Source organism: Henriciella litoralis (genome assembly GCF_002088935.1).
In the GTDB taxonomy this organism is placed as follows: Bacteria; Pseudomonadota; Alphaproteobacteria; order Caulobacterales; family Hyphomonadaceae; genus Henriciella; species Henriciella litoralis.
Genome location: NZ_NCSS01000006.1, coordinates 808,900 through 832,331, shown reverse-complemented (window position 1 = coordinate 832,331; position 23,432 = coordinate 808,900). Strand labels below are relative to the sequence as shown.

Genomic DNA, 23,432 nt, shown 5'->3' with positions numbered 1-23,432 from the left:
CATGCGACAATGAGTGAACCCAGAAATCCGCGTGTCTATTCACGGCTCCAGATCGCTGCGCAGATGCTACGCAAGGTCACTGACCGCCAGCTGGTTGAGGTCGCGGGCATTACCGCAGCCCAGCTTGGCGTCCTGAACCGGATTGATGCCGCCCATGAGTTGAACCAGACGAGTCTTGCACGCGACCTGCGGCTCAACGATTCGGCCATCACCGCGATGGTCAAACGCCTCATGACGCTTGGCATGATCGAGAAAACGCGGAGCCAGAGCGACAGCCGCGCCTGGGCGCTCAAGCTCACAAAGAACGGCGAAACCGCCATCGCCAAGGCCAATTCCCAGACGCTCTCAATCAATGCCCGCATCGAACGCGAATTCGGCACCGAGGGGCTGAAAGACTTCGTCGCAAAGCTCAACCGCACGATCGAACTTTGCGATGAGGAACTGGTTGTCGAGGTGGACGAGTAGGGGACTGCCGAGGCTAGCCCCGAAACGCCGGAACCTCATCCTGAGCTTGTCGAAGGATGAAGCCACAAGCGCCGCGCCAGCATGCTTCGACAAGCTCAGCATGAGGCCGGATGCGAGTAGGAGTATTTAGGAGCTGGCCTACCAGATGAGCTAACGCTCATCGGGAGTGACGCATGCGGCAAGCGTCGCACTTTGTAAGTTCGAAGTTTGCATAGAGCACCCGCATCAGGCGTCACCCTCGACCGCGTGAGCGGTCCGAGGGCCCATCTCCTGAGCGCTCAAACAAGCGCAACGGCGATGGCTCAAAGCCTCGCCTCCCAAACCTACCCCTTCACGCTCTCGCGCGCAGCCACACGGTCGAACCAGTCAGCGACATTCTTGAAGTCCCGGTTCAGCGGTTGGCCAACCTGTTCACCGAAGGCGAGGAAGCAGAACAGCAAAATGTCGGCGAGCGAGAAATTGTCCCCGGCGAGCCATTCGCGGCCGTCCCAATGCTCATTGAGCCAGCTCAGCCGGTCCTGCACATAGGCTTTCAGTCCAGGGGCACCTTCCGGCACACAGACGACGCGATCCTTGAACATGGGCAGGCCTTCAGAGCCACGAAATGCAACGGTCAGAGGATCAGCGACATTCAGGTCAGCCCAGCGGGTCCAGCGGCGGGTCTGGGCGCGCATTTCAGGTGTTGAGCCGATCAGGCTGTCGCCGGGTTGGGTTTCGTCGAGATATTCGCAGATGGCGGTGATCTCAGTGATCAGCGTACCATCGTCGAGCACAAGCGCTGGCGCCTGGCCGTGCGGGTTTGTTTTCAAATAGTCCGGCTGGCGATTGTCACCCTTGATGATGTCGATTTGTTCGGCAGGCACGGTCAGGCCGCGTTCGGCCATGAACATCGTTACGACCTGGGGGTTTGGGCCTACGGATGTGTAGAGTTTCATATGCGGTGTCCTCCATGGAATTTTCTTGTTGGAGGCCACCCTAGCTGGAACGCAATCGTCTGCAAGGCATGACGCAAGGGGCGGAGGCTGTCTTAGCCCGGCTGCAGCGTTTCCTCGTCTTCGGCTGGCGCGCCTTCCTTGGCGGTGTCGGTCGTCAGGCCGCGCTGGCGGCGGCTGTAAACGCCGTTGAGCTCAGCGCCGGCACAGATCGCGAAGGCAGACAGCCAGAGCCACATGAGAAGGGCGGCGACGGCCCCGAGCGAGCCGAACGTCTCATTATAGTCGGCGAATGAGCCGAGATAGAAAGAGAAGCCGAGTGAGGCCATCAGCCAGATAACCGCTGATGCGATGGCGCCCGGAAGGATGCGGCGGCTTTGGCCTTCTGTGCCTTTCACCCCGCGCGGGCGGGCGGTTCTCAAGAAGGCATAGATGCCGCCAAGAAAGAGCGCGATCAGGCCGAGCCATCTGAGAATTCTTAAACCCGCATCTATGATCGCGCCGAGCTGCAGGGCCTCGATAATCGGCGGCACCGCGCCGATGGCTGCCAGCGAGATGATCGCGAAGACGATTGCGCCGGCAGTAAAGCCTATGGCGAGCCCATTCTGGGCAAGAAAGCCGCGTTTCTTCGGCCGGTCATAGGTGACCTCAACAGCCTGCAACAGGGCATTCGCCCCGCGCGAAGCCGACCAGAGCGCCACGAGGAGCGAGATCACGGCGCCCCATGAAAGGCCCGAGGACTGGGACTCCGCGATGCGGATCATCTGATTGGTGATTAGCTTGTAAGCCTCGTTCGGCAGGAAGGTGTTCATCACCTCGAAATAGTCGCGCAGATCCGCCGAAGAGGTGAACAGACCCCACAGCATCAGCGCAGCGGCGACGGCCGGAAAAATTGAGAGGAAAGCGTAAAACGCCACGCCGCCAGACACGAGCGCGACATCATCGCGCCCGATGCGGGCCAAGGTCCGGCCGGTGATATCGACCACAGGATCGAGCCGCTTCTGGTAGAAACCTGTCTGCCTGATCCGATTGATAAATTTTGGAGTGCCCATCAGAGGTGTAACTCGCGAGGAGCTCTGCCAGTTCCGACAGGGGGCGGCTTGACCCGTGCGATGCCGGGCGTCCTACTGGGGTGACGTGACCCGCGAAAGGACCCACATCATGAAACACGCCAAGACCTGGCTTGCCGGCTTACTCATCATTCTGGTTCTGATTTTCGCCTTGCAGAATATGGCGGTCATTCAGGTCAATTTCCTGGGGCTCGGTTTCGAGACGCGCCGGATTTTCCTCATCCTGATTTGTCTGGTCATCGGATTTGTTGCCGGCAAGTCGATCCGTTTCAAGCGCAGCTGAGAGACTGCGACGGAAAATGGACAGGCGGTGAGCAGGCGGGCAATCTGCATCTTTCGGGCAGGGGAGAGGGTGATTTCGGCTTTGAGGGAGGCCCGTTGACCTTATTCTCCAGACTTGCCCTGAAAGCGGCCGCCATCGGCGTATTTTACACCGCTACGACACTAAATATGCGGCCCTGGTTGCCTCTTACGACACCGTCCTTCGCGCAGGAAATCGACGCCGCGCAGACGCCAGTTCAGCAGGACGTTGATGCGCTGTGCACACTCGTTACCGAGCATTACGTCTATTACGAGACCCGCAAAAGCGTGTGGGAAGAAACCTGCCGCCGGTCGCGTTTGCGGGCGGCCCAGAAAACGGCCCAAACGTCTGCCGGTCACCTCGCGCTGCTGGAACAGATGCTGGACCAATTGTGGGACAATCACGTTTCTCTGGACACGCATTCCGCCGTCTCACCGCGGCTTGTTCCCTCAGGCAGCGACTACTGGATTGAGTTTGAAAATGGCGAAGCCCTGGTGAAAGCCGTCCGGCGCGGCTCGGGCGCGGCGAAAGCCGGGCTGCAGGTTGGCGACGAGATTATTTCAATGAATTCAGTGCCTGTTCTTGCCGCTGCAACAGGACGGATGCGATATGGGCGCACCTCGGTCAGCGCTGCGCGCCTTAACTGGGCGCTGAATGCGCAAGCGGCCGGGTATCGCGGCGCGCCGCGCAATGTTTCGGTACGACGAGGCGAAGAAACACTCAAGCTTGCGCTTGGAAAACCGTGGCCCACCCGTCCGGAAAGCACTGTCACGTCGACCTTTCTGTCGGGAAATACGGGGTATATCCGGATTGAGGATTCGCTCGGCGATCGCGACACCGTCGCTGCTTTCGACGCTGCGCTAGAAGAGCTCCGCGAGGCCGATGGCTGGATCATTGATCTGCGCAACACGCCTGGCGGCGGCAATACCTCCGTCGCCGAACCGATCATGGGCCGGTTCATCAGGGGCGTGAAGAAATATCAGATTGCCGGACCGCGATGGGAGGGCGAGCCTGTCAGACGCGTTGCGTCCCGTGGTGACTGGCGTGCGCGCGGCCGCGTCGCGGTTCTTGTCGGACGCTGGACGGGGAGTATGGGCGAGGGCATGGCCATCGGGTTCGATGGCCTGAAAAGAGGCCGTGTCTACGGTTCGCAGATGGCGCAGCTGGCGGGCGGAATTGAGAGTTTCCCTCTGCCGGGCAGCTCCTATTCCGTCCGCTTTCCGACCTATAATTTGATGCACGTCAAAGGCACCGACAGGCATGAATGGCGCCCGCGCTATGAGGTTGTCGCCGACAATGGCAATGGCCCGGATTCGGCGCTTCAGGCGGCGCTTGATTGGGTCAAGCGCTAGGTCAGCTCTCGCCTGTTTCCCCTTTTTCGCTGCGGGACTGAACGACAAACTGACCCGCATTCCGGAAGTTGATATCGCGCTGTGGAAACGGAATCTCGATTTCGTATTTGTAGAGCGCTGTATGAAGCGCCCAATAATAGTCCGCCTTTACGCGGGCCGGTTTTTTCACCGCTTCTTCGGTCAGCCAGACAACGAGTTCGAAATCCAGGCTGGAATCGCCAAAGCCGACGAGCCAGACCTGTGGCTCACGGCCGGGAAGACCGCCGAACGTCCAGTCGACTTCCTCCGCAGCCTCGAGAGCGGCCTTTTTGACGAGTTCCTTGTCGGTTCCATAGGCAACGCCAAAGCCAACGCGCATCCGCCGACGCGCGTCCCGCAAGGTCCAGTTGATGACCTGCGCCTTGATGAACTCTTCATTGGGGACGAGGATATCGACATTGTCATTCGTCGTGACCAGCGTCGAGCGGATATTGATCTCTTTCACGAGCCCGTTCACGCCCGATTGTAGCTCGATGAAGTCACCAACCTTAATCGTCCGTTCGAACAGGATGATGATGCCTGAAATGAAGTTCGAGAAGATCGACTGAAGGCCAAAACCGATACCGACACCAAGAGCACCGCCGAAGACAGTGAGCGCGGTAAGATTGATCCCGAGCGACGACATCGCAATGAGTATCGCCGCCGCCATGAACGCGACCTTGAGGGCCTGACCGAGTAGCCCTGCCATGGAGGGGTTGAGCGACTTTGTCGATTTAAGCTGTGACTGCGCCGCATCCCCGGCAACTCGGCCAACCCAGAGCGCAACAATCGCGATAAAGACGCTGGTGATCACACGAAGGACGGTGATCTTCACGCCGGCGACAGAGAAGGCTGCAGCATTAAGCGCGTTTGTAACCGGCCCAAGCAAATGCAGGATATAGAGGGCGGCGATCGTCCATGCGATGACCGCGATAAATGTCTGCCAGAAGCCCGGCTTGAGGTTTGAGGTGACGAACCGCACCACGATCCAGGCATTCAGCAGACTGGCCGCGACGCGGAGCCCTTCATTTCGCAGGCCAATGGCCTCGAAACCGGCTGTGGCGATCCACAGAAAGGCCACGGAAAAGGCCGGCCAGATAATCTTGGCGATCGATTTTGAGAGGCGTGTGAGGACATCCCGGCTCTCCCGGCTGTCGGCATAGGCGCGCAGCCGCTTGGCCGGATAGCGCGAACAGATGTAACCGAGCGCCAGCGCAGCAATGACGGCGCAGAGCTGCCATAGCGACTCCCAGGAAATGAAGTTCTCCTGGAAGCTCTGCAAACCGCCCATGACTTGGTCCTGGATTTCGTCCAGGTCCATATGGCTTTGGAGAAGGTCTCCGTCCGAGCCATCGCTGCCGGCTGCGCCTGCACCATCACCGCCACCACCTGTGTCCTGCGCGCCATTTCCAGACGTGTCGGACGTCGGCAACTCCTCGGCGATTTCCTCTGCCGGTTGAGATGCCTGATGGGCGAAAAGCGAATTGATGCTGATTAGAGCCATTTAAGTTTCCTGAAGACCATGAAGAGAAGTCCCATCAGGACTACGAGTGCAGCGCAAGTGATCCAGAACGCGCTACCAGAATTAACGCCGGGCATGCCACCAACATTAATTCCAAGTAAACCGGTAATGAAGCCAAGGGGTAGAAAGATCGCGGCGACCAGCGACAGCATGTACATCGTCTGGTTCATTTTTGCGGCAGCGCGATTGTTCAGATCATCCTGCAAGACGAGCGCGCTTTCCTTCGAGACATCAAGGTCATCCAGATAGCGCCTTAGCCGTTCGCCGGTCTCGCGGATTTCTGACAGATCCGCCTCAGACAGCCAGCCGGGCGGCGATTTTTGTATGGTGAGCATCGCCTCATGCTGCGGTGACATATAGCGTTTGAGACCGAGGCAGTTGCGCCGGATCGTGGCGATCTCCGACAGCAATTCGTCCGTGTCGGTATCCTCATCTTCTTCCATCTCGTCGATACGATCATTCATATCGACGATGGAATAGTTCATCTTCACCACGAGCTGCTCGGCAAGAAGGGTGAATAGCTCGCCCGCTGATGTCGGCCCGTTGCCGGCCTGCAACTCGGCAAAAACGTCCCGGGGTGTCTGAAGCCGACGCCGGCGCAAGGTGATCAGACGATTGCCGTCACACCAGATCTGCATGGCGATCATGTCTTCAGGTTCGGCGCCTGGATTAAAGTTGATCCCACGCAAGACCGTGATGAGGCTTTCGCCCTCACGGAAGGCCCGGGGCCGGGTCTCATTCGATAGCAGGAGCTCTGCGGTCGCCTCGTTCAGATTGAGGCTTTTCTGGAGCCAATCGTCGAGGCCCGTGAAAACCCTGTCGAGATGAAGCCAGAGGACTTCACCTGTGCGACTGGGTTTCCAGACCATCGCATCTGACCAGTTCAAGAGGGTGCAGCCGCCTTGCCCATCAAGCACACAGCCAAAGAGAAGAGGGCCATCCTGCGGAGCGTCAGCTGGAGGCGCGGTTGGAACGAGCGCAGTTGTCATATCTGGCGAGTTTAGGTGACCCGTCAGACATGACAAGAAAACTCTCGGATAATCGCAACTTAGCTGGACATTTCCTCAATTGCTTGGCGGAAATCGGCTTCGTCATACGGTTTTTTCAGGATCGGAGCGTCTGGAAACTTCGTCGCCAGTGACGTTGAGTCGCCATACCCCGTCGCGAAAATGAAAGGCGTGCCTCTCTCGCTCAACATCTCTGCAATCGGCTCGCTGGTTTCACTTCCGAGGTTAACATCGAGCAGCGCGAATGAAATATCGTCTGATTCAATCTTGGTCTTTGCCTCGGAGACTGAGCTGCAAACGAAGACTTTGTCTGCCCCGGCTGAGATGGCGATATCTTCGGCATCAAGCGCGATAATCATGTTGTCTTCTACGATCAGCATGTTTCCAGAGATGCCACCAACCGTGTCGGTTGAGGCGCTGGATGATTGGCGTTCTTCGCTCAGTTCAGATTCAACGTCGGCATAGCTCGCCACACTGCGGGCAGGAATAAGGAAGTCGGCGACCAGCCCGGTTAGCTGGTATTTTACATTCGCCTCACCGGACAGTTCATGCGGGATCGATTTCTGGATGATGGTTGTGCCGAACCCAACCCTTGAGGGAGCCTGCACAGCCGGGCCGCCAGATTCGCGCCAGTGCAGGGAAAGACAGTCATCTTCCAGGCGTTCGAACTCAATCCGGATTTCACCGCTGGAGTCAGAGAGTGCACCGTATTTCGCTGAGTTTGTCGTCAGCTCGTGGATGACGAGCGCCAGCGTATTGAGAGCAGTTGGCACCAGAAGCGCGTCCGGGCCGGAAATGCTGACGCGCGAGGCTTTGGCGCCGAGGAAGGCATTGACTTCGGTGTGGATGAGGTCTGCCAGCGAAGAAGGGGCCCAATTGGCCTGAGTCAGTTGATCGTGGGCCCGGGCAAGCGCTTGCACCCGGTCGCCGATCGTTGCCGTCAATTCCGGCACCGATGAGGCATCGCGTGAACTCTGGATCACCAGGCCGCGGATCAGGTTGAGAATGTTGCGGACACGGTGGTTAAGCTCCGCGATCAGCAATTCCTGGCGTTCATTGGACCGAATGCGCTCATCATTAGCCGCGTCCGACATGCGAAGAACGACCTCGATCAGCGTGACGCGCAGCTGATCGGCGGCGCTGATTTCGGCGCTGGTCCAAGGCTCGCTTTGGCCGTGGACTGTCTGTTGCCACAGATCGAAGCTCTTGCGCGGCGTCAAACGGGCCCCGTTGGGGCCGAGCGTGACGGGCTTTTCAGGGTTGCCGGCCCAGCTGACCTTCTTCGTTATTTCCTGACGGAACAGCACAATATAGTCCCGCGGGCGCCTGGAGACCGGAACGGCGAGCAAGCCGGCCGCCGTGTCGGTATAGTCCTCGGCAGCGGGCAAGACATCGCTGAGTTTATGGGTCGCATAAATCCGGCTGCTCGCGGCGGTATTGAGGAAGCGCACAATGCGAGCAAATTCCTCCTGCGGCGGAGTTTTGCCGAGCGTCAGAAACTCGCCATCTACCCAGGCTGCAATGCCATCATTCGGAATGACCGAGCTGAGCGCGTCTGCAATGGTTGAGAAGTGTTCGCGCACCGAACGCCCGCCCGCCAGCTGTGACATGAGCTGATCATGCAGCATCTGGATTTTAGCCGTCTGCGCGCGAGCCCCATCGGCGAGAAGCTGATCGAGCACAAAGCTGAACATCTGGGCGAAAAGCTCGGCCGCAGAGCGGACCTCGTATGACAGAATTCGAGGCGAATAATGGTGGCAGGCAAACAGCCCCCACAAGTTTTCACGGCTGAGAATAGAGACTGAAAGGGATGCCCCGATCCCCATATTTTTAAGGTATTCGATGTGGATCGGTGACACGGCGCGAAGGCCGCTCATCGACAGGTCAAGCGGTTTGCCTTCCGGTCCGCGCTCCGGAATGATCGGCGAGACTTTTTCGCCGACGTCGGAAATGATGCGGATCAGGTTACGGCGATAAAGCTCTCGCGCCTGCTGCGGGATATCGCTTGCGGGATAATGCAGCCCCAGAAAGGAATCGATATTCGGGCTGACAGCTTCGGCGATCACCTCGCCGGACTGGTCTTCTGCGAACCGGTACACCATCACCCGGTCAAAGCCGGTCAGCGCCTTCATCTGGCGTGCCGCGATCTTGCAGAGCTCTTCAACGTTTCGCGCCCGACGGACCCGCTCAATCATCGGGCGGACATAAGATGTGTAGTCGGTGCGCTCGCCTTCGCGGCGCGGCTCGATCTCGATAATGATATTCTGACCAGAGCTGTGAACCGCAACATTGTAGAGCGTGTCTGATCCCGAAATCAGCTGCACACCGAAAAGGCGTTCAATGGCATCATCGCCATCCAGATGCTGGACGCGGGTGCGAATGGCGTTAAGGCCCGCACCGTCGAAATAGTTCCGGATCGGCTCGCCAATCATGTCAGCTGATTTGGAACCGAGATAGTCGCGGACATTGTCAGAGGCGTGGCAGATCAGCCAGTCCGGATTGATCGCAATCAGGCAGCCGAACTGCTGCACATGCCCGAGGATGTGGATCGGTTCGCGATCGCAGTTTGTCAGGTCGATCTTCGTATCAGGCGATACGGTAGTGTTTGTCATGTTGCGGAAGCGTCCTGTGTGTATCTTGATGTGCGATGGCGAACCAGCCAAAGCCTGCGCGCGCGGCGGCAATTATCCGTTCTTCTTCATCCTGTGAACCGCTCCATTCACTCAGCTCTTCCAGCACGTCGCGCCATAGCGCGTCGCCTTCCGGGCAAGTTAGAAAACGGGTTGCGGTTCGTACTGTTGCGTCTTCTGAACGGAGTACGTCGCGCACCAGCAAACGGGCACCAAGACGTGATCCGGCCACAACATAAATAAGGCCAAGCGGCTCAAGCTCGAAACGGGCTGGCGGCGACCGGCGATCAGTCTGGGCGGGGGCGCCCAAACCGGCGAGATCATCTGCGATAGCGCAGATCATGCCGTTCAGATTGCGCGCACGATCCGCCATGGCGTAGGGGAGGGCGGACAGGCACCAGGACAGGGCAAGGGCCTGGGCGCGCAGAAAGACGGCCAGGCCTTCGCGGCCTGACAGGTCATGCTGTCCATATAGGTCGTCAATGAGGGCGTGCTCTTCGCGAGTCTCTGCGCGCAGGCGCATCCTCAGATTTGTCATGCTGATCAGAAGGCTCCCTCAATTGCCCGACCCACTGCAGGAGCCTCTTATGCTCTGGCCCTTACACAACGGCCGGATGCGTAATCCAAGTTGTTGAGAACTCACAGTTGTGTCGAAAGTTCCGAAAGGGGCTGTTTTTTGTAGCGACCTATGCAGAAAGGCGATTTTCCTTTAAGTCGCGCGCTTTGGTTTTGAGATGGCACCAGCCCCCGGAGGGATTGTTATGGCGATCCGGCATTTTCTTGATCTGTGGCAGCATGAGGCAGGCGAACTGCGCGAAATGCTCGACGAAGCGCATGCCATGAAGCAGGCGCGCGCCGGCTGGCCGAAGGGAAAGGTTGATGCGGGCGCGCCTCTCGATGGGCATATCCTGGCGATGATTTTCGAAAAGTCCTCGACGCGGACCCGCACCAGTTTTGATGTTGGCATTCGCCAGCTCGGCGGGACGTCCATCGTGCTTAATGCCAATGATATGCAGCTTGGCCGCGGCGAGAGCATCGGCGATACGGCGCGGGTTCTGTCGCGCTATGTCGACATGGTGATGATCCGCGCGAACAATCATGGCGATGTTGAGGATTTTGCGGACTCTGCGTCTGTGCCAGTCATCAATGGCCTGACGGACCGCTCGCACCCCTGCCAGATCATGGCGGACCTGTTGACGCTGGAAGAAAGCGGCCTGCAATTGCGCGGCGCGCGGCTCGCCTGGGTGGGCGATGGCAACAATGTCTGCTCAAGCTTCATCCATGCGGCGGCGAAGTTCGGCTTCACGCTCGCGATCGGGACGCCTGACCGCTACGCACCGGACGATGACGATGTTGAGCTCGCCCAGGAGATGCAGGCCCGCGTTGAACTTTACAGCTCGGCTGAAGATGCAGTTGAGGGCGCCGATGTCGTGATTGCCGATACGTTCGTGTCGATGGGCGATACCGACGCCGATGAGCGGCTGGAAGAGCTGGAACCGTTCGCCGTCACCGAAGAGCTGATGGAGCTTGCCCAGCCCGGCGCGAAATTCCTGCACTGTCTGCCAGCGCACCGGGGCGAGGAAGTCGACACCGAAGTGATCGACGGGCCGAACTCGCTGGTCTTCGATGAGGCGGAAAACCGGCTGCACGCGCAAAAAGCCATCATGCGGTGGTGTCTGAACAAGTAGGCAGTCTTTGGGGAACCGAGCGCCAAGCCGCCATAAATGCGCCTTGAGATAACCTTCAAAATTCCTCTGGCGCTGTCTGAAAAGGCGTCATAGCTTCTCCTCAGCAACAGGGGAATGAAACCTATGAGGACTTTATTTGTCGGCGTAACGGCTTTCGCCATCGGACTGGGGACGCAAGGGCTAACCGCGCAGGGGCAGGCCGCTGGCGTGTTCGAGCAGCCTTACTGGATCAACAAGCCGGTGATTGAGGCGCTGGGGCGGGCAGACCTTCAGGTCCTGCCGAACCGGACATCTTTCTCCGTCGCCTATAAGGAAACCGGTGAGACGGCATCTGCGGCAACGCGCGCAGCCTCTGACCGGGCCAAGGCCGCCTATGCCGCCATGGAAGGCGTTGCGGGCGACGCGCTGAACGTGACGAGCGCCGTCTCCGTCACGCCGATCTACAATCAGACGCGCGATGATGAGGGCAATCTCATCACCGACTATTCGCTGGACAAGATCCGAGCCTATGAGGCCTCGGTTCAGCTGTCGGTGAACGTCAAGGACATGTCCAAGGCGAGCCGGACGCGCGCGGCGGCCCTGGCGCTCGGCCCGGAATATTCAAGCTATTTCAACAATTCGCTGGAGCGCGACACAGAGATCCTGCAGGCCGCGCAGATGGCCGCGATCAAGGATGGCCGCCAGCGCGCTGAGAAGATGGCCGCGGCGGCTGGCGTCTCGCTCGGCCGGCTTTTGGTAGTGCAGGAAGGCTCCGGCCCATGCCTTGGCGAATGGACCGATGGGGACTCCGGTTATTACAATTACGCCGCCTCTCCACCGCCGCCTCCGCCACCACCTCCACCCCCGCCGCCACGGCCGGGCGCTGGCGCAGCCAAAACGGTGAGCCAGGAAGACATGGACGCCCTCGACCTGCCCAACACCCCACCCACCGTCACTGTCCGCGGCAGCGCATGCCTGGTGTATGAGTTGAAGGGGTAGGGGGCCTAGTTGATCTGGAACTTCCGGCGCACGGCGAGACCGGAGAGGAAGACCAGAATGAGCGCGAAGAGCGACTGAGCCGAGGCGATAAGCTGGAAGATGATCGGTGTGCCCGGCCGCAAAGTGTAATCGACCCCGTTCTGCAGCGCGCAGGACGGGGCATCATGCGGCGGGGTAAGTTCCATCAGCCGACCGGGCAGGGTGCACGGCTCCGCCCCGGCCCATGGGCCAAAGGGCAGCACGCGGCCAAAGGAATACGACAAAGCCTCGCCCCAGCTCGAAGCCGTTGGCGGCAGGGAATAGGCGTTGCCCATGCACCAGTAGAGGATAGCGAAGGTGAGGACTGATCCTGCGATCCAGATGACGGGCCGGATGATCGATGTGCCGAAATCCGAGATTGCGCCGTAGACGTCTGAGAATATACGTTCCCACATAAGGACGTGTTCGTCGCGCCGCTTGCGACGGGCTTTCAGCTCAAGCTTGAAGAAGCGCGCCTCTTGCGAGCGATCTCGCCGTTCTTCCATGATTTGCTTCAGTGTGCGGTAGCAGTCTTCCAGTTCGCCATAATATTCCGAGCGCTCGGAATCGGCTTTGGCTTCGAATTCGACGTTTTTTTCTTGGCGGACTTTAAGGAATTTCTGCTTCCAGCTTTCGAACTTCGGGAACGGCTCGTCTTTGTCATTACCTTTTCCTACCGCAGCTTTTTGTTCCGCTGCGTGTAAGCGGCGTAGTCCCTGATGCCAGCTGTTCGTCAACGCTTTCGATAATTTTTTGTCCGGCTCCAACTCGCGGTTCATGGCGCCGCGCAGATAACTACTTCGAAACGAAATGCCGCGATGAAGTTTACTGTCGTGAAAGGCTACAGGTCGCAGAAAGACACTGTTTTCAAATGAAGTTTGCGAATGAAAGTCGCGATTATCGAAAAAAACCTCTTCAAGGAAAAGTGTGCTTGCGAAGCTGACATTTGTAAAAGACCGCTTTGAAACCCAGCTAGGCTGTGAAGGAAAGTTGATATCAAAATTGCCGGTTGATGCATCAGTTGTAACAGTACCGATAGCGCTGTCTGTTATGACGCTAGCGCTCTTGCCATTGAAATATGCGGGGCCGACAAACTGCGCATCTTCGAACGAAGTATCGCCAATGAAGGCGGCCTCTTCGAACCATACTTCTCTGAGAAAGGTGGCTTCGCTAAACGATGTATCCTTTGCAAAGGTGGCATCTGTGAACCACGAAAGTTGGGCGAAAGCGGCCTCAATAAACCAAGCGTCCCAAGTGAAATTTGTTTGGTCGAACGAGGCCTCCCCTCTAAAGGCGGCCTTGTTGAATCCGGCGCTACCGGCAAACCTAGCTCTATCAAAAGAGGCTTCCCCTCCAAAGAAGGCGTCGATGAACCATCCGTCGTCGCCAAACTTGGTGTCTTCAAACCATGCATCCCGGGCAAAGTAAGCTTCACTAAAAAAGGCGTCTCCGGCGAATACAGCAGAGTCGAATGTGGCGCGCGAGGCAAACGTTGAAGCGTCGAACCATGCGCTTCCCGAGATAGTGGTGCTGGCAAACCAAGCCCCACCGGAAAATGTTGCTTTGCTGAAAACGGCGCTGCCAGCAAATGCAGCGTTGGTGAACCAAGCAGGACCTGCGAATGAAGCCTCGCTGAATTCGGCGTTCTGGGCAAAAGTTGCATCGTCGAAAGAGGTCAGTCCGAAAAAATCAGCAGAATTGAAGGAGGCAAGACCAACAAACGCACAAGAGTCACAGCAGATGGCGAGTTTCGAGCGCAGCGTTCTTGTCTGCTTCTGTACTGATAGGCGTTGAATCTCAAAGTCCGTGAAAATGCCGCCTTGGAGCTGAGCGCGCCAGTCGATTTTGTCGTCCCAGCCTCTTGCAAATGCCCGACTATCGACATTGCAAAGTTTGTTTTCGATCAGCTTGTCTAGCGTATTGAGCGGATCGTCGGTGTTCCGTGTCGAACAAGTTCCATCCGGCCAAAGGAAAGGAAGATGTAGCGGCGTAAAGCGCCAATTCCGACCTTTATACTTTACGGGCTTGCCATTCGCGTCTTGCCAGACCTTCAACTGATCCTTTTGATCGCGCCAGTAATCCTGAAGCGTTGCTGGTCGAGCACTCGGACCGAAACGTTCTTCTAAATTAGGATGGTCGGATCCTGTATACTGATCATCTGGTTCCGGCTCGGCACCTTTTTTACGGACGACCCAGCCCTGCCATTTATGATCCGCCAGTCCCTCCCAAGACCAGTCTTCCGCCCACCAGCGGTCCCACCATTCCTGGCTGATGCCTCTCACGCCGCCTGCCATGATGTGTCCCTCCAGCCCGAACCCCGTGCCCCAAACCTTAGCCCGGTTTGCGCGGAAGTTGAAAGATGGTTTCCCTCGCGCACCCCCTAGTCAGGGCAAAGGCTGTGCGCCAATGTTCAAGGGAAGGACGCGCCGAAAAGAGCGCGCCGCAACAGGAGGAAGACCCCATGAAAGCTGCCGTGATGCGGGAGGCGAACAAGCCTCTGTCGATTGAAGAGGTGACGATTTCCAAGCCGGGCCCGCGCGAGGTTCTTGTGCGGCTGAAGGCGGTGGGGGTCTGTCATTCGGACGTTCATTTCTGGGATGGGGCGTTCCCGGCGGAGATGCCGGTGATCCTCGGCCATGAGAGCGCAGGTATCGTCGAAGAGGTGGGCAGCATGGTGTCGGCGGTGAAGCCGGGCGACCATGTCGTGTCGATCCTCTCGCCGTTTTGCGGAACGTGCGAATACTGCCTGACGGGGCATATGTCGGTCTGCCACACGGTGAATGGCGAGCAGTTCAAGCGCCAGGCGACCGAGGCGCCGCGCCTGTCGATTGGCAAGGAAAAGGTCAACCAGTTCCTGAACCTGTCCTCCTTTGCCGAGCAGATCCTCGTGCATGAAAACACGCTCTGCGCGATTGACCCGGAGATGCCGATGGACCGGGCCGCGCTGATCGGGTGCGGTGTGATTACGGGCGTCGGGTCTGTCTTTCATGCGGCGAAGGTTGAGCCGGGCTCGACCGTCGCGGTGATCGGGTGCGGCGGGGTTGGCCTCTCGACGATCAATGGCGCGGCGATTGCCGGGGCCTCGCGGATTATCGCGGTGGACCTCTCGGACGAGAAGCTCGCCATGGCGAAGAAGTTCGGCGCGACCGATTTCGTCAATCCCAAGAATGGTGACCCGATTGAGCAGGTCAAAGAGCTGACGGGCGGCGGGGTCCACTATTCCTTTGAGTGTATCGGCCTGAAGCAGACGGCTGAGCAGTCCTACATGATGCTGCGGCCGCGCGGTGTCTCGACGATTATCGGGATGATCCCGCCGGGCGTGAACATTGAAGTGCCGGGCATCGAGCTGCTGGTGACGGAGAAGCGTCTTCAGGGCGCGGTGATGGGCTCCAACCGGTTCCGGGTCGACTTCCCGCGGCTGATTGAGCTCTACAAACAGGACAAGCTGCATCTCGATGATCTGGTCTCCGACCGGATCGGGATGGAGGGGCTGACGGGTGCCTTGCAGAATCTGAAGGACAATAAGGGCAATGTTGCCCGGCAGGTCGTCGTTTTCGATTAGGCCGTCCTTGCCTGATTTATGGGCATGGCGGGCATGATTGTTCCGCTGGCCCGATTTTGCTGGTGCTTTTGGTCCCGGAGGTCCACCGTCTCTTCGAAGAGGCCGGGGGCGATCATGACGGGACACTTATCAAGACGCGATCTTATCTGGAATTTTTCCAGAGTGCTGGGCGTGGCCGGGGCCTATGCGGCTATGGAGGCGCTGGGCTTTGTGGCAAGTGCCGGGGGATATACCGGCCCGCCCAAGGCCGACACGAAACTTGGCGCGGGGAAGCGAGTTGTCATTCTGGGCGGCGGTATCTCGGGGCTTGTTTCAGCCTGGGAGCTGAAGAAGGCGGGCTATGCGGTGACGATCCTCGAAGCCCGGAACCGGCCGGGTGGCCGGGTCTGGACGGTGCGGCGCGGCACGCTGCTGGAGCATGACCATCTGCCAGCGCAGCGCTGCGAGTTCTCGCAAGGCCAGTATTTCAATGCTGGCGCAGCGCGTATCCCGTCGGTGCATCACGGCGTGCTTGCCTATTGCCGCGAATTTTCCATTCCGCTTGAAACCCATGTGAATGAGAGCGGAAGTGCGAAGTTCACGCATTCGAAAATTCGCAATGGCCAGCCGATTGAGCGTCGGCAGATCGATAATGATGTGCGCGGCGGGGTGAGTGAACTGCTCGCTAAGGCGACGAAGGGCGGCGCGCTGGACCAGCAGATGACCGCCGATGACAAATCGCGATTGCTTGAGTTTCTCAATGGCTATGGCGCGCTTGGGAATGGCGGGACGTATGCCGGGTCCAACAGGAGCGGATATGAGGTTGAGCCGACCGTCCTGAACGTGCCGTACAACGCACGTGCGCCGATCCCTCTGTCTGAATTGCTGAATGATCCGGCGCTCGCCTGGAACATGCTGTTCAGCCAGACCATGTTCCAGCAGGCGACCATGCTGCAGCCGGTCGATGGGATGGATGCCATCCCTTACGCCTTTGCCGGGCGCCTGCGCGATGATGTGAGCTATGGCGTGGAGGTGAGCCAGATTCAGCGGACGGAACAGGGCGTTCGCGTCACTTACAAGCATAAGGAAGGCGCAAGCGGGGTGATCGATGCCGACTATTGCGTCTGCGCGCTGCCTTGCCCGGTGATTGAGTCTATCGAGACCGATTTCTCGCAGCTTGTCGAGGACGGGATCAAGTCCTTCGATTACGAGTCTGCCGGGAAGGTAGCCTGGCAATCAAAACGGTTCTGGGAAACCGATGAGCAGATTTATGGCGGCATTTCCTATGCCGACACGGACGCGAACCTTGCCTGGTATCCAAGCCAGAACTTCCAGTCGCCAGAGGGCATCATCATCGGCGCTTACAATTTTGTCGATCAGGCCGAACGGTATGCAGCCATGCCCTGGGCGGGCCAGTTTGAGGCCTCGCGCGCATCGGTCGAGCGGATCCATCCCGGCAAGTCAGCGCAGTTGCAACGGCCTGTCGCCATCAACTGGAAGCACGTCCCGCACTCAAAGGGGGCGTGGGCGCATGAAAGCTGGGGCCCGGATGATCCGGTCGAGCATGACACGCCAGAGATCAGGGCTGTGCAGGCGGGCGACGGCCCGGTTGTCTTTGCCGGACAGCATCTCAGCCCGATTGGCGCATGGATGGAAGCGGCAGTGCGGTCCGCCCACGTGGCAGTCGGGCAGATCCATGAAAGAACAAGAGCAATCTAGGAGGAAACCATATGAGAAAAATGAGCAAGGCAGGCCTTGGCGCTATCGTATCGACACTCGCGCTTGTCGCGTGCGCGACGGAATCCGTGGCACAGGACGCGGATGCGACGGCGCCAGCTGCGGCAGAAGAAATCAACCGGATCGCGATCCCGAATTCAGACTTTCCAATTTCCATGGGCGTGGTGATCCCGCCCGGCGCCGAGATCTATTATGTCAGCGGCATCGTTCCGCAGGCGATTGATGCCGAAGCCGACCCCAATAGCCGCGAGGCCTATGGCGATACCAAAGCGCAGACCGAAACCGTGCTGAAAGAGATGCAGGCCCGGATGGAAGATGCTGGCTGGTCGCTGGGCGATATCGTCATGATGCGGGTCTATCTGGTCGGCGATGAAGCGACCGGCGGGCGGCTGGATTTTGGCGGCTTCATGCAGGGCTATTCGCAATTCTTCGGGACGCAAGAACAGCCGAACAAACCTGCACGGGCGGTGGTCGAGGTTGCTGGATTGATCCGGCCGGGCTGGCGCGTCGAGATCGAAGCGCAAGCGGCGCGAATTCCAGACTAGGCCCGCTTGCCGCGCAGGGCGGCGACAAGCGCGCGGGTGGCGGGCTGTTTCATTTCAGGCCGGGCGGTGATCAGCCGTGAGAGCCTGTTTCGCTCCTCGCGGGTCGCCCCGAGGTCATACAGCCAGGCAGCGAGCTTCATGGCGCGCAGCTGCTCTTCATTCGGTGTGAACGCGCCTTCGGTGGGGGCATCCCAGCGGGGCGTGTCGTAGGTTGGCGTGACCTTGTCGGCGGCGTTCGCGATGAGGAAGATGAAGCCCGGCGCGGCCGAAACATTCTTGATCATGACATCGGGGATGAGGCCCAGCCATTTCTGCTTCTGTTGCCAGCGATGGGTGTTCGGGCTGTTCTTGGTGCGCGCGCGCAGGCCAATGATGCGAAGGCGGCGTTGCACCGCGCGCCAGTCTGTCCCGCTCTCACGCGCCATGCGGTGAAGGACATGCACCAGCGTTTCCATCGTTCCGCCATAGGCCACCATATCCACCAGCGCGAGCGGACGCTCAGAGATGGCGAGGGCCTGAGGGTCAAGTCCATTCTGACGAAGTGTGGCTGCGAGACCATCGAAGGCGGGCTGCGGGATCGTGTCGACGTCTGAGTTGATCAGGCTGCGAGTGGAAAACGGGACGAGGTAGAGGGCAGGGGTGCCGAGGTGGCCATCAAAACAGCCGGAGAGATAATCATAGAAGTTCTCAGGTGTGCGGCCGATGAAGGCGAGGTCCGCACCATCACTGAATGCCAGGATGCGGGCGGCGGTCTCTCTCAACTCATTCAGATCCTCGCGGTGCAAACGAAAAGCTGCGGTTGGCTGCTCCAGCCAGCGGCCAAGCTGTTCGCGTTTTGCAAAGCTCCATCGGAAAGGCGCGGCCATGCGAGAGGGGTCCCCTGTGAGTTGGTCCAGGGACCGGTCATTCAGGCCACCGATTGACTTCGTCACCAATAGCCGGAACCGACGCGCTCGCCCCTCGTTGATGAGCGAAGCAGGCATTTCATGACGAAGTGACGCTGTCGATATAATTCAAAGACGACCGGGTGGACTGGATTGAAAAAGGGTTTTTTATCAGGCCAGCCTGACAGTGCCTATACGCATTGGGCCATTATTGGTCTTTTTGTGATGATGGCCGTCGGTGCGCTATCGTTCGCGCAGGCTTTTTTCATACCGGTCGTGTTTGCAGTGTTGCTGGCCCTGATCCTGAGCCCGATCCGCCGGTTTCTTGGCCGGATGGGGATCGGCCCGGGCATTGCTGCCGGTATAATCATGACGGCGTTCTGCCTGAGCGCCGTGTTCACGCTTTTTGTCATCTCGAATTCGCTCTCGACAATATTGAGTGACGAGCCGCAGATCATGAACAAGCTGCAGCAGCGCATCAATGAGATGACGGGTGTGCTGGACCCGGTGCGCGAAGCCGGCAAGCAGCTGGAAAAGATGCAAGGCTCGCCGGATGCGCCGGAGCGGGTCGTTGTGCGTGAGGAAGGCATATTCAGCCTCTGGGCAGAGACAACGCCTTATGTGGCCGGTCAGGTCATGTTGATCGTGGTGCTGGCAACATTCCTGATCGCGTCGGGCGACATGTTTTATGAAAAGCTGGTGCAGGTGATGCCGAACCTCGCCAGCAAGCGCAATTCTGTGCGGATTGCGCGGGAAATGGAGCATCAGCTCTCACGCTATTTCCTGACGATTACGGCGATCAATCTGGTGCTGGGCTTCGTCGTCGGGATGGCGATGTGGGTGCTTGGTATGCCCGATCCAGTCTTCTTCGGTGTCGCAGCCTTTGCGCTGAACTACATCCCTTATGTTGGCTCCATTGTCGGGATTTTCTTCGCCTTCATGATGGGGATCGTGACTTATGATAATATCTGGATGTCGTTGGCACCGCCTTTTGCATATTGGCTTATCAACACGATTGAGGGCCAGTTTATTACGCCTGTGGCGGTGGGACGGCGCCTGAAACTTAACGCTGTAGCCGTGTTCCTGTCTCTCGCCTTCTGGGCCTGGCTCTGGTCGTTTGTTGGCATGTTCCTCTCGACGCCGATGTTGATCGCGCTTGCAGCGTTTGCAGAGCGTACGCCGCAACTTGGCTGGTTGAATACCTTCCTCGAAGGACGACGGCCTTGCACCGATGAAGACACCGCGATCGTGCAAGATGTGATGGACGATTCCGATGCGTGCGATCTGGACGATAAGGATATGGATGTTCCGGCTGAGGAAGAGGCAGAGGATCCGGAAAAGCCGGGCGAGGACGATGACCGGGTTGCGCCTGCGCTGAGCTAGGCGTCAGACGCGGTGTCATCCGCTTCGTCTTGAACCTCGCTGAGGCCAATGGCGACGAGAATTGCGAGCGCGCTCATCCCGGCGAGCGTTGCCAAAACCGCCGGAACACCCGTCAGCTCTGCCATGATGCTGAACGCGCCGCCGAGCGCCAGCAGAATACCGATAATCGTATTCGACAAGGCTGTGTAAGCCGCCCGCGTTTCTGGTGTCGCCATATCGACAAGATGCGTCGAGCGCCCCAGCCGGACGCCCTGATAGGCGATCATCAGCGCGAAGATCATGAGCGGTAGCGACCACGACTCGTTAAGCAGGCCCATCTCGTTGAGGATAAGCGTGCCGACCAGAGCGATGGTGGCTGCAAGAGCTGAGAAAATAAGAACCTTGCGGCTGGAGCGGTCCGCGAGCCGGCCCCACACATAGGCGCTGAGCAGCGTCGCGGTTGCTGACGCAACGACCAATAGACCAAGGCCGCCCCACGCATTGCCAGATTGCTGGGATGTGCCGAGCGTCACCATGAAAGGCGGCGCCAGGGCGGTTGAGATGAGCAGGCCGCGTGTTGCGATGAAGCGGCGCAGCTGGGCGTCTGTCGCCAGCAATTTGAAATTGTCGAATGCCGCGGCCAGCGGATTGGCGCCGCCTTCAGTGGCACCGGGTTCTTCCTCGAGTGTGGAGAACAGAGCGGCAGCGAAAACCCAGAGCGCACCAGCCAGAAAAATCCCGGCCAGCACGATGGGCATCCGCCCGATAAACCCTGTTGCCAGCAACGCACCGAAGACAATCACGAAGAGCGCCGAAACAGAGCTCGCAGTGCCCGTTGCCGTTCCGCGCCGGGATTTTGAAACGGTTTTGCCGAGCACGTCCTTATAGGTCACCGAACAAACGCTGCGCGCAATTGCAAGCACACCGAGTGCAAGAATGATGGCAAGGCCTGCAGCTTCGCCTTCAAGCGTCAGGGCGGCAATGGCGATGGAGATGGCCGCGATGCCCTGGACGATGCTTCCGACCGTCCAGGCCCACTTGCGTAAAGGAAGGTGCCTCAGGCTTGCGGCCGTGAACAGTTGCGGCAGGAGCGCACCAGACTCCCTTACGGGTACGAGCAGGCCGATGAAGAGCGCCGGCGAGCCGAGCTGCGTGAGAAGCCAGGACAGAACGAGCTTAGGATCGATCAGCCCGTCCGCCATCTTTGTGGCCGCGAGCGAGACGATATGGGTGAAAAAGTTGCGAGGTTGATGATTGCAGGCGCTTTCCGGGATATCGCGGCACACGCGGCCTTCATCATCGGAGGTCAGCATCCTGTAAGCCTTGTCGAGGGATGTCTCCGCCACTTGCTCGTCTTTCCTTCAAATCCTTCAGCTCTGCGCAGATAGAGCGCCTTCAAGCACGGTCAATCAATTGTCGTTTGTGAGCTGTGCGACGTGTCCGGCTGGCGGGAGATCGGGAACGCTCTGTCGCCTCGATCCGTTAAGTTGCTATGTCCGACACCGACACGACAAAGCGCTCGCCCTTGAGAGACAGGGTAAAGGAATGGGCGCGTGGACCGTGGTTGCTGCCCGTCGCAACGCTTATCGGATTTATCGAGAACACATTTATACTTGCGCCGATGGAGCCGGTCTTCATGCCGCTAATGGTCTTGCGCCCCAAACGTGCGTGGATGGTCGCGGCGGCCCTTCTTCTCGGCAATGTGCTGGGCGGTCTGGCCATGTACGGGCTGGGCGCGGTGTTCGCCGAAGAGGCTATCGCGCCGCTGATGAGGATGCTGGATGCGACGGACACGTATGAGCAAACGCTCAAGACGTTCGATAATGATGGCTTTGCAACCCTGTTCATGATCGGCGTAACGCCCTTTCCGTTCCAGGTAGGTGTGGCCGCTGCCGGGGCGGCCGGATACTCCCTGCCGTTGTTTATTCTGGCTGTCGCGCTGTCGCGCTCCATTCGCTATTTTGCGCTGGCGGGACTGGTCATGCTGGTCGGTGAGCGGGCCGAAGAGGTGCTGAAAAAGCACCAGTTGGAGATCCTCTTGGTGGGCGGTGCGCTGTTTGCAGGTTTCGTCATTTACATGATCTTCTTCTAGGAGATTGCCGTTGGGGCTGGCTTGCGCGGCTCTGCCTTGATGCGCCATACCAGCGGCCTAGAGAGCCAGAGGGAGGCCGCAATATGACGGACACGGTCAAAGGGCATAGTGACCCAAAATTCGCAGAAGTTCGCGAAGAGTTTGAACGCAGTTTTGCCGAGCGCGGCGAGAAGGGCGCAAGCGTCTGTCTGAGCGTCAATGGCGAAACCAAGGTCGATCTTTGGGGCGGTGTTGCCAACACAAAAACCGGGGACGCCTGGACCGAAGACACGGTTTCAATCATCTTTTCCTGTACCAAGGCAGCGACGGCGCTCTGTGCGCATATCCTGATTGACCGTGGACAGATGGAGCTGCAGGCGCCGGTCTCGAAGTACTGGCCGGAATACGCCAAGAACGGCAAGGAAAACACGACGGTCCAGATGATGCTCAATCATGAAAGCGCGATTCCGGCGCTTCGTGAGCCGGTCAAGGAAGGTGGCTTCCTCGACTGGGACTACATGATCAAGCGGATGGAAGATGAGCCAGCCTGGTGGGAACCGGGGACGCGTAATGGCTATCACATGGTCAACTTTGGCTGGACGGTTGGCGAGCTTGTACGACGCGTTTCAGGCAAATCGCTTGGGCAGTTCTTTGCCGACGAAGTGGCCGGGCCGACTGGCGCTAATTTCTGGATCGGTATCCCTGAGGACGCCGATCTGAACATTGCCGGCATTCTGCCTCACATTCCAAGCCCTGAAGACCCGGTGTCGGACTTCATGAAGCTGCTGCTTAGCGATCCGAAGTCCATTCAGGCGCTGTCATTCCTGAACAATGGGGGCTGGGGCGCGAACGATGCCGATGCGCACCATGCCGAGATTGGCGGGGCCGGCGGTATCTCGAATGCGCGTGGGCAAGTGGCGATGTATACGCCGCTCGCCTGCAATGATGGCAAGCTTGTCTCGTCAGAGCGGCTGGCGGGTATGTCGATGGTGTCAACGGCGACACAGCGGGACGCGACGCTTCTGGTGCCGACGCGGTTTGCCTCAGGCTTCATGAAGTCAATGGACAACCGGGCCCTGCGTTCAGGCCAGGACCAGTCCGCGATTATCGGTGAGAAGGCGTTCGGCCATGTTGGCGCCGGCGGTCATATCGGGTTTGCGGACCCGGAATGCGGCCTCGCCTTCAGCTACACGATGAGCCAGATGGGGCAGGGCCTTCTGATGAATGATCGCGGCCAGTCGCTCATCGATGCAGCTTATCGCGCGCTCGGCTACAAGACGAACCAACCTGGCGCCTGGGTCCGTTAGTGCG

At 58.9% G+C, this 23,432-nt stretch carries 20 protein-coding genes; 11 read left to right on the top strand and 9 right to left on the bottom strand.

The genetic code is table 11. The features are described from left to right. The first annotated feature begins 9 nt into the window (after window positions 1–9). Window positions 10–465: a MarR family winged helix-turn-helix transcriptional regulator gene (locus tag B8783_RS07650; RefSeq protein WP_084419599.1), complete on the top strand. Its 456-nt coding sequence runs from the start codon at window positions 10–12 to the stop codon at window positions 463–465. A gap of 323 nt (window positions 466–788) precedes the next feature. On the opposite strand, the gene B8783_RS07645 is transcribed toward B8783_RS07650, so the two are convergent. Further along, a complete protein-coding gene (locus tag B8783_RS07645) occupies window positions 789–1,400 on the bottom strand; it encodes a glutathione S-transferase family protein (protein WP_084419598.1) in 612 nt (203 codons plus the stop codon). 92 nt (window positions 1,401–1,492) lie between these two features. After that, window positions 1,493–2,449, bottom strand: a complete 957-nt coding sequence (locus B8783_RS07640) for a YihY/virulence factor BrkB family protein (RefSeq protein ID WP_084419597.1) — start codon at window positions 2,447–2,449, stop codon at window positions 1,493–1,495. Between the two features lie 109 nt (window positions 2,450–2,558). On the opposite strand from B8783_RS07640, the gene B8783_RS07635 reads away from it, so the two are divergent. Beyond that, window positions 2,559–2,750 (top strand): LapA family protein, encoded by a 192-nt coding sequence (locus B8783_RS07635; RefSeq protein ID WP_084419596.1) that lies wholly within the window; start codon window positions 2,559–2,561, stop codon window positions 2,748–2,750. A 95-nt stretch (window positions 2,751–2,845) separates the two neighbouring features. Further along, a complete protein-coding gene (locus tag B8783_RS07630; protein WP_084419595.1) occupies window positions 2,846–4,120 on the top strand; it encodes a S41 family peptidase in 1,275 nt (424 codons plus the stop codon). A 1-nt stretch (window position 4,121) separates the two neighbouring features. Here the strand turns inward: B8783_RS07630 and B8783_RS07625 are convergent, their stop codons facing one another. The 4 genes from B8783_RS07625 to B8783_RS07610 form a co-directional block, all read right to left on the bottom strand. Continuing rightward, window positions 4,122–5,642, bottom strand: coding sequence for a mechanosensitive ion channel family protein (locus B8783_RS07625; protein ID WP_084419594.1), 1,521 nt, complete (start codon window positions 5,640–5,642; stop codon window positions 4,122–4,124). Then, entirely contained in the window at window positions 5,633–6,547 is a 915-nt protein-coding gene (locus B8783_RS07620; RefSeq protein WP_233355710.1) for a zinc transporter ZntB, read from the bottom strand. Before B8783_RS07620 ends, B8783_RS07625 begins: the two co-directional genes overlap by 10 nt. A gap of 161 nt (window positions 6,548–6,708) precedes the next feature. Then, window positions 6,709–9,279, bottom strand: coding sequence for an HWE histidine kinase domain-containing protein (locus B8783_RS07615; protein WP_084419592.1), 2,571 nt, complete (start codon window positions 9,277–9,279; stop codon window positions 6,709–6,711). Next, the gene (locus tag B8783_RS07610) at window positions 9,254–9,835 is read right to left on the bottom strand and encodes a biliverdin-producing heme oxygenase (protein WP_084419591.1); all 582 of its coding nucleotides are present in this window, start codon (window positions 9,833–9,835) and stop codon (window positions 9,254–9,256) included. Before B8783_RS07610 ends, B8783_RS07615 begins: the two co-directional genes overlap by 26 nt. Window positions 9,836–10,058: 223 nt before the next feature. Here B8783_RS07610 and argF point away from each other — a divergent pair, with 223 nt between their 5' ends. Beyond that, window positions 10,059–10,985, top strand: coding sequence for an ornithine carbamoyltransferase (gene argF, locus B8783_RS07605; RefSeq protein WP_084419590.1), 927 nt, complete (start codon window positions 10,059–10,061; stop codon window positions 10,983–10,985). 123 nt (window positions 10,986–11,108) lie between these two features. Next, window positions 11,109–11,963 (top strand): SIMPL domain-containing protein, encoded by an 855-nt coding sequence (locus B8783_RS07600; protein WP_169711734.1) that lies wholly within the window; start codon window positions 11,109–11,111, stop codon window positions 11,961–11,963. Between the two features lie 5 nt (window positions 11,964–11,968). On the opposite strand, the gene B8783_RS07595 is transcribed toward B8783_RS07600, so the two are convergent. Beyond that, entirely contained in the window at window positions 11,969–14,275 is a 2,307-nt protein-coding gene (locus B8783_RS07595; RefSeq protein ID WP_084419588.1) for a pentapeptide repeat-containing protein, read from the bottom strand. Between the two features lie 167 nt (window positions 14,276–14,442). On the opposite strand from B8783_RS07595, the gene B8783_RS07590 reads away from it, so the two are divergent. From B8783_RS07590 to B8783_RS07580, 3 genes are all read left to right on the top strand, one after another. After that, the gene (locus B8783_RS07590; protein ID WP_084419587.1) at window positions 14,443–15,543 is read left to right on the top strand and encodes a Zn-dependent alcohol dehydrogenase; all 1,101 of its coding nucleotides are present in this window, start codon (window positions 14,443–14,445) and stop codon (window positions 15,541–15,543) included. Between the two features lie 114 nt (window positions 15,544–15,657). Then, window positions 15,658–17,241, top strand: coding sequence for a flavin monoamine oxidase family protein (locus tag B8783_RS07585; RefSeq protein WP_169711733.1), 1,584 nt, complete (start codon window positions 15,658–15,660; stop codon window positions 17,239–17,241). A 20-nt stretch (window positions 17,242–17,261) separates the two neighbouring features. Beyond that, complete coding sequence (locus B8783_RS07580; RefSeq protein WP_084419585.1) at window positions 17,262–17,804, top strand: RidA family protein; 543 nt, start codon at window positions 17,262–17,264, stop codon at window positions 17,802–17,804. On the opposite strand, the gene B8783_RS07575 is transcribed toward B8783_RS07580, so the two are convergent. Continuing rightward, window positions 17,801–18,670: a hypothetical protein gene (locus B8783_RS07575; RefSeq protein ID WP_139792285.1), complete on the bottom strand. Its 870-nt coding sequence runs from the start codon at window positions 18,668–18,670 to the stop codon at window positions 17,801–17,803. The two genes, B8783_RS07580 and B8783_RS07575, sit on opposite strands and share 4 nt — an antisense overlap. Before the next feature lie 171 nt (window positions 18,671–18,841). On the opposite strand from B8783_RS07575, the gene B8783_RS07570 reads away from it, so the two are divergent. Then, window positions 18,842–20,071: an AI-2E family transporter gene (locus B8783_RS07570; protein ID WP_084419583.1), complete on the top strand. Its 1,230-nt coding sequence runs from the start codon at window positions 18,842–18,844 to the stop codon at window positions 20,069–20,071. Here B8783_RS07570 and B8783_RS07565 read toward each other — a convergent pair. Further along, complete coding sequence (locus tag B8783_RS07565) at window positions 20,068–21,396, bottom strand: MFS transporter (protein WP_139792284.1); 1,329 nt, start codon at window positions 21,394–21,396, stop codon at window positions 20,068–20,070. The two genes, B8783_RS07570 and B8783_RS07565, sit on opposite strands and share 4 nt — an antisense overlap. 146 nt (window positions 21,397–21,542) lie before the next feature. Between B8783_RS07565 and B8783_RS07560 the strand changes: the two genes are divergently transcribed. Both B8783_RS07560 and B8783_RS07555 read left to right on the top strand, forming a co-directional pair. Further along, window positions 21,543–22,142, top strand: coding sequence for a YqaA family protein (locus tag B8783_RS07560; RefSeq protein WP_084419581.1), 600 nt, complete (start codon window positions 21,543–21,545; stop codon window positions 22,140–22,142). 83 nt (window positions 22,143–22,225) lie between these two features. Beyond that, the gene (locus B8783_RS07555; RefSeq protein ID WP_084419580.1) at window positions 22,226–23,428 is read left to right on the top strand and encodes a serine hydrolase domain-containing protein; all 1,203 of its coding nucleotides are present in this window, start codon (window positions 22,226–22,228) and stop codon (window positions 23,426–23,428) included. Window positions 23,429–23,432: the final 4 nt, after the last annotated feature.

What these genes read in the sequence shown, in the direction of transcription:
- B8783_RS07650 (WP_084419599.1), top strand. Translation starts at nt 10, where the DNA reads ATGAGTGAACCCAGAAATCCGCGTGTCTATTCACGGCTCCAGATCGCT.
- B8783_RS07645 (WP_084419598.1), bottom strand. Translation starts at nt 1,400, where the DNA reads ATGAAACTCTACACATCCGTAGGCCCAAACCCCCAGGTCGTAACGATG.
- B8783_RS07640 (WP_084419597.1), bottom strand. Translation starts at nt 2,449, where the DNA reads ATGGGCACTCCAAAATTTATCAATCGGATCAGGCAGACAGGTTTCTAC.
- B8783_RS07635 (WP_084419596.1), top strand. Translation starts at nt 2,559, where the DNA reads ATGAAACACGCCAAGACCTGGCTTGCCGGCTTACTCATCATTCTGGTT.
- B8783_RS07625 (WP_084419594.1), bottom strand. Translation starts at nt 5,642, where the DNA reads ATGGCTCTAATCAGCATCAATTCGCTTTTCGCCCATCAGGCATCTCAA.
- B8783_RS07615 (WP_084419592.1), bottom strand. Translation starts at nt 9,279, where the DNA reads ATGACAAACACTACCGTATCGCCTGATACGAAGATCGACCTGACAAAC.
- B8783_RS07610 (WP_084419591.1), bottom strand. Translation starts at nt 9,835, where the DNA reads ATGACAAATCTGAGGATGCGCCTGCGCGCAGAGACTCGCGAAGAGCAC.
- argF (WP_084419590.1), top strand. Translation starts at nt 10,059, where the DNA reads ATGGCGATCCGGCATTTTCTTGATCTGTGGCAGCATGAGGCAGGCGAA.
- B8783_RS07600 (WP_169711734.1), top strand. Translation starts at nt 11,109, where the DNA reads ATGAGGACTTTATTTGTCGGCGTAACGGCTTTCGCCATCGGACTGGGG.
- B8783_RS07595 (WP_084419588.1), bottom strand. Translation starts at nt 14,275, where the DNA reads ATGGCAGGCGGCGTGAGAGGCATCAGCCAGGAATGGTGGGACCGCTGG.
- B8783_RS07590 (WP_084419587.1), top strand. Translation starts at nt 14,443, where the DNA reads ATGAAAGCTGCCGTGATGCGGGAGGCGAACAAGCCTCTGTCGATTGAA.
- B8783_RS07585 (WP_169711733.1), top strand. Translation starts at nt 15,658, where the DNA reads ATGACGGGACACTTATCAAGACGCGATCTTATCTGGAATTTTTCCAGA.
- B8783_RS07580 (WP_084419585.1), top strand. Translation starts at nt 17,262, where the DNA reads ATGAGCAAGGCAGGCCTTGGCGCTATCGTATCGACACTCGCGCTTGTC.
- B8783_RS07575 (WP_139792285.1), bottom strand. Translation starts at nt 18,670, where the DNA reads ATGGCCGCGCCTTTCCGATGGAGCTTTGCAAAACGCGAACAGCTTGGC.
- B8783_RS07560 (WP_084419581.1), top strand. Translation starts at nt 21,543, where the DNA reads ATGTCCGACACCGACACGACAAAGCGCTCGCCCTTGAGAGACAGGGTA.
- B8783_RS07555 (WP_084419580.1), top strand. Translation starts at nt 22,226, where the DNA reads ATGACGGACACGGTCAAAGGGCATAGTGACCCAAAATTCGCAGAAGTT.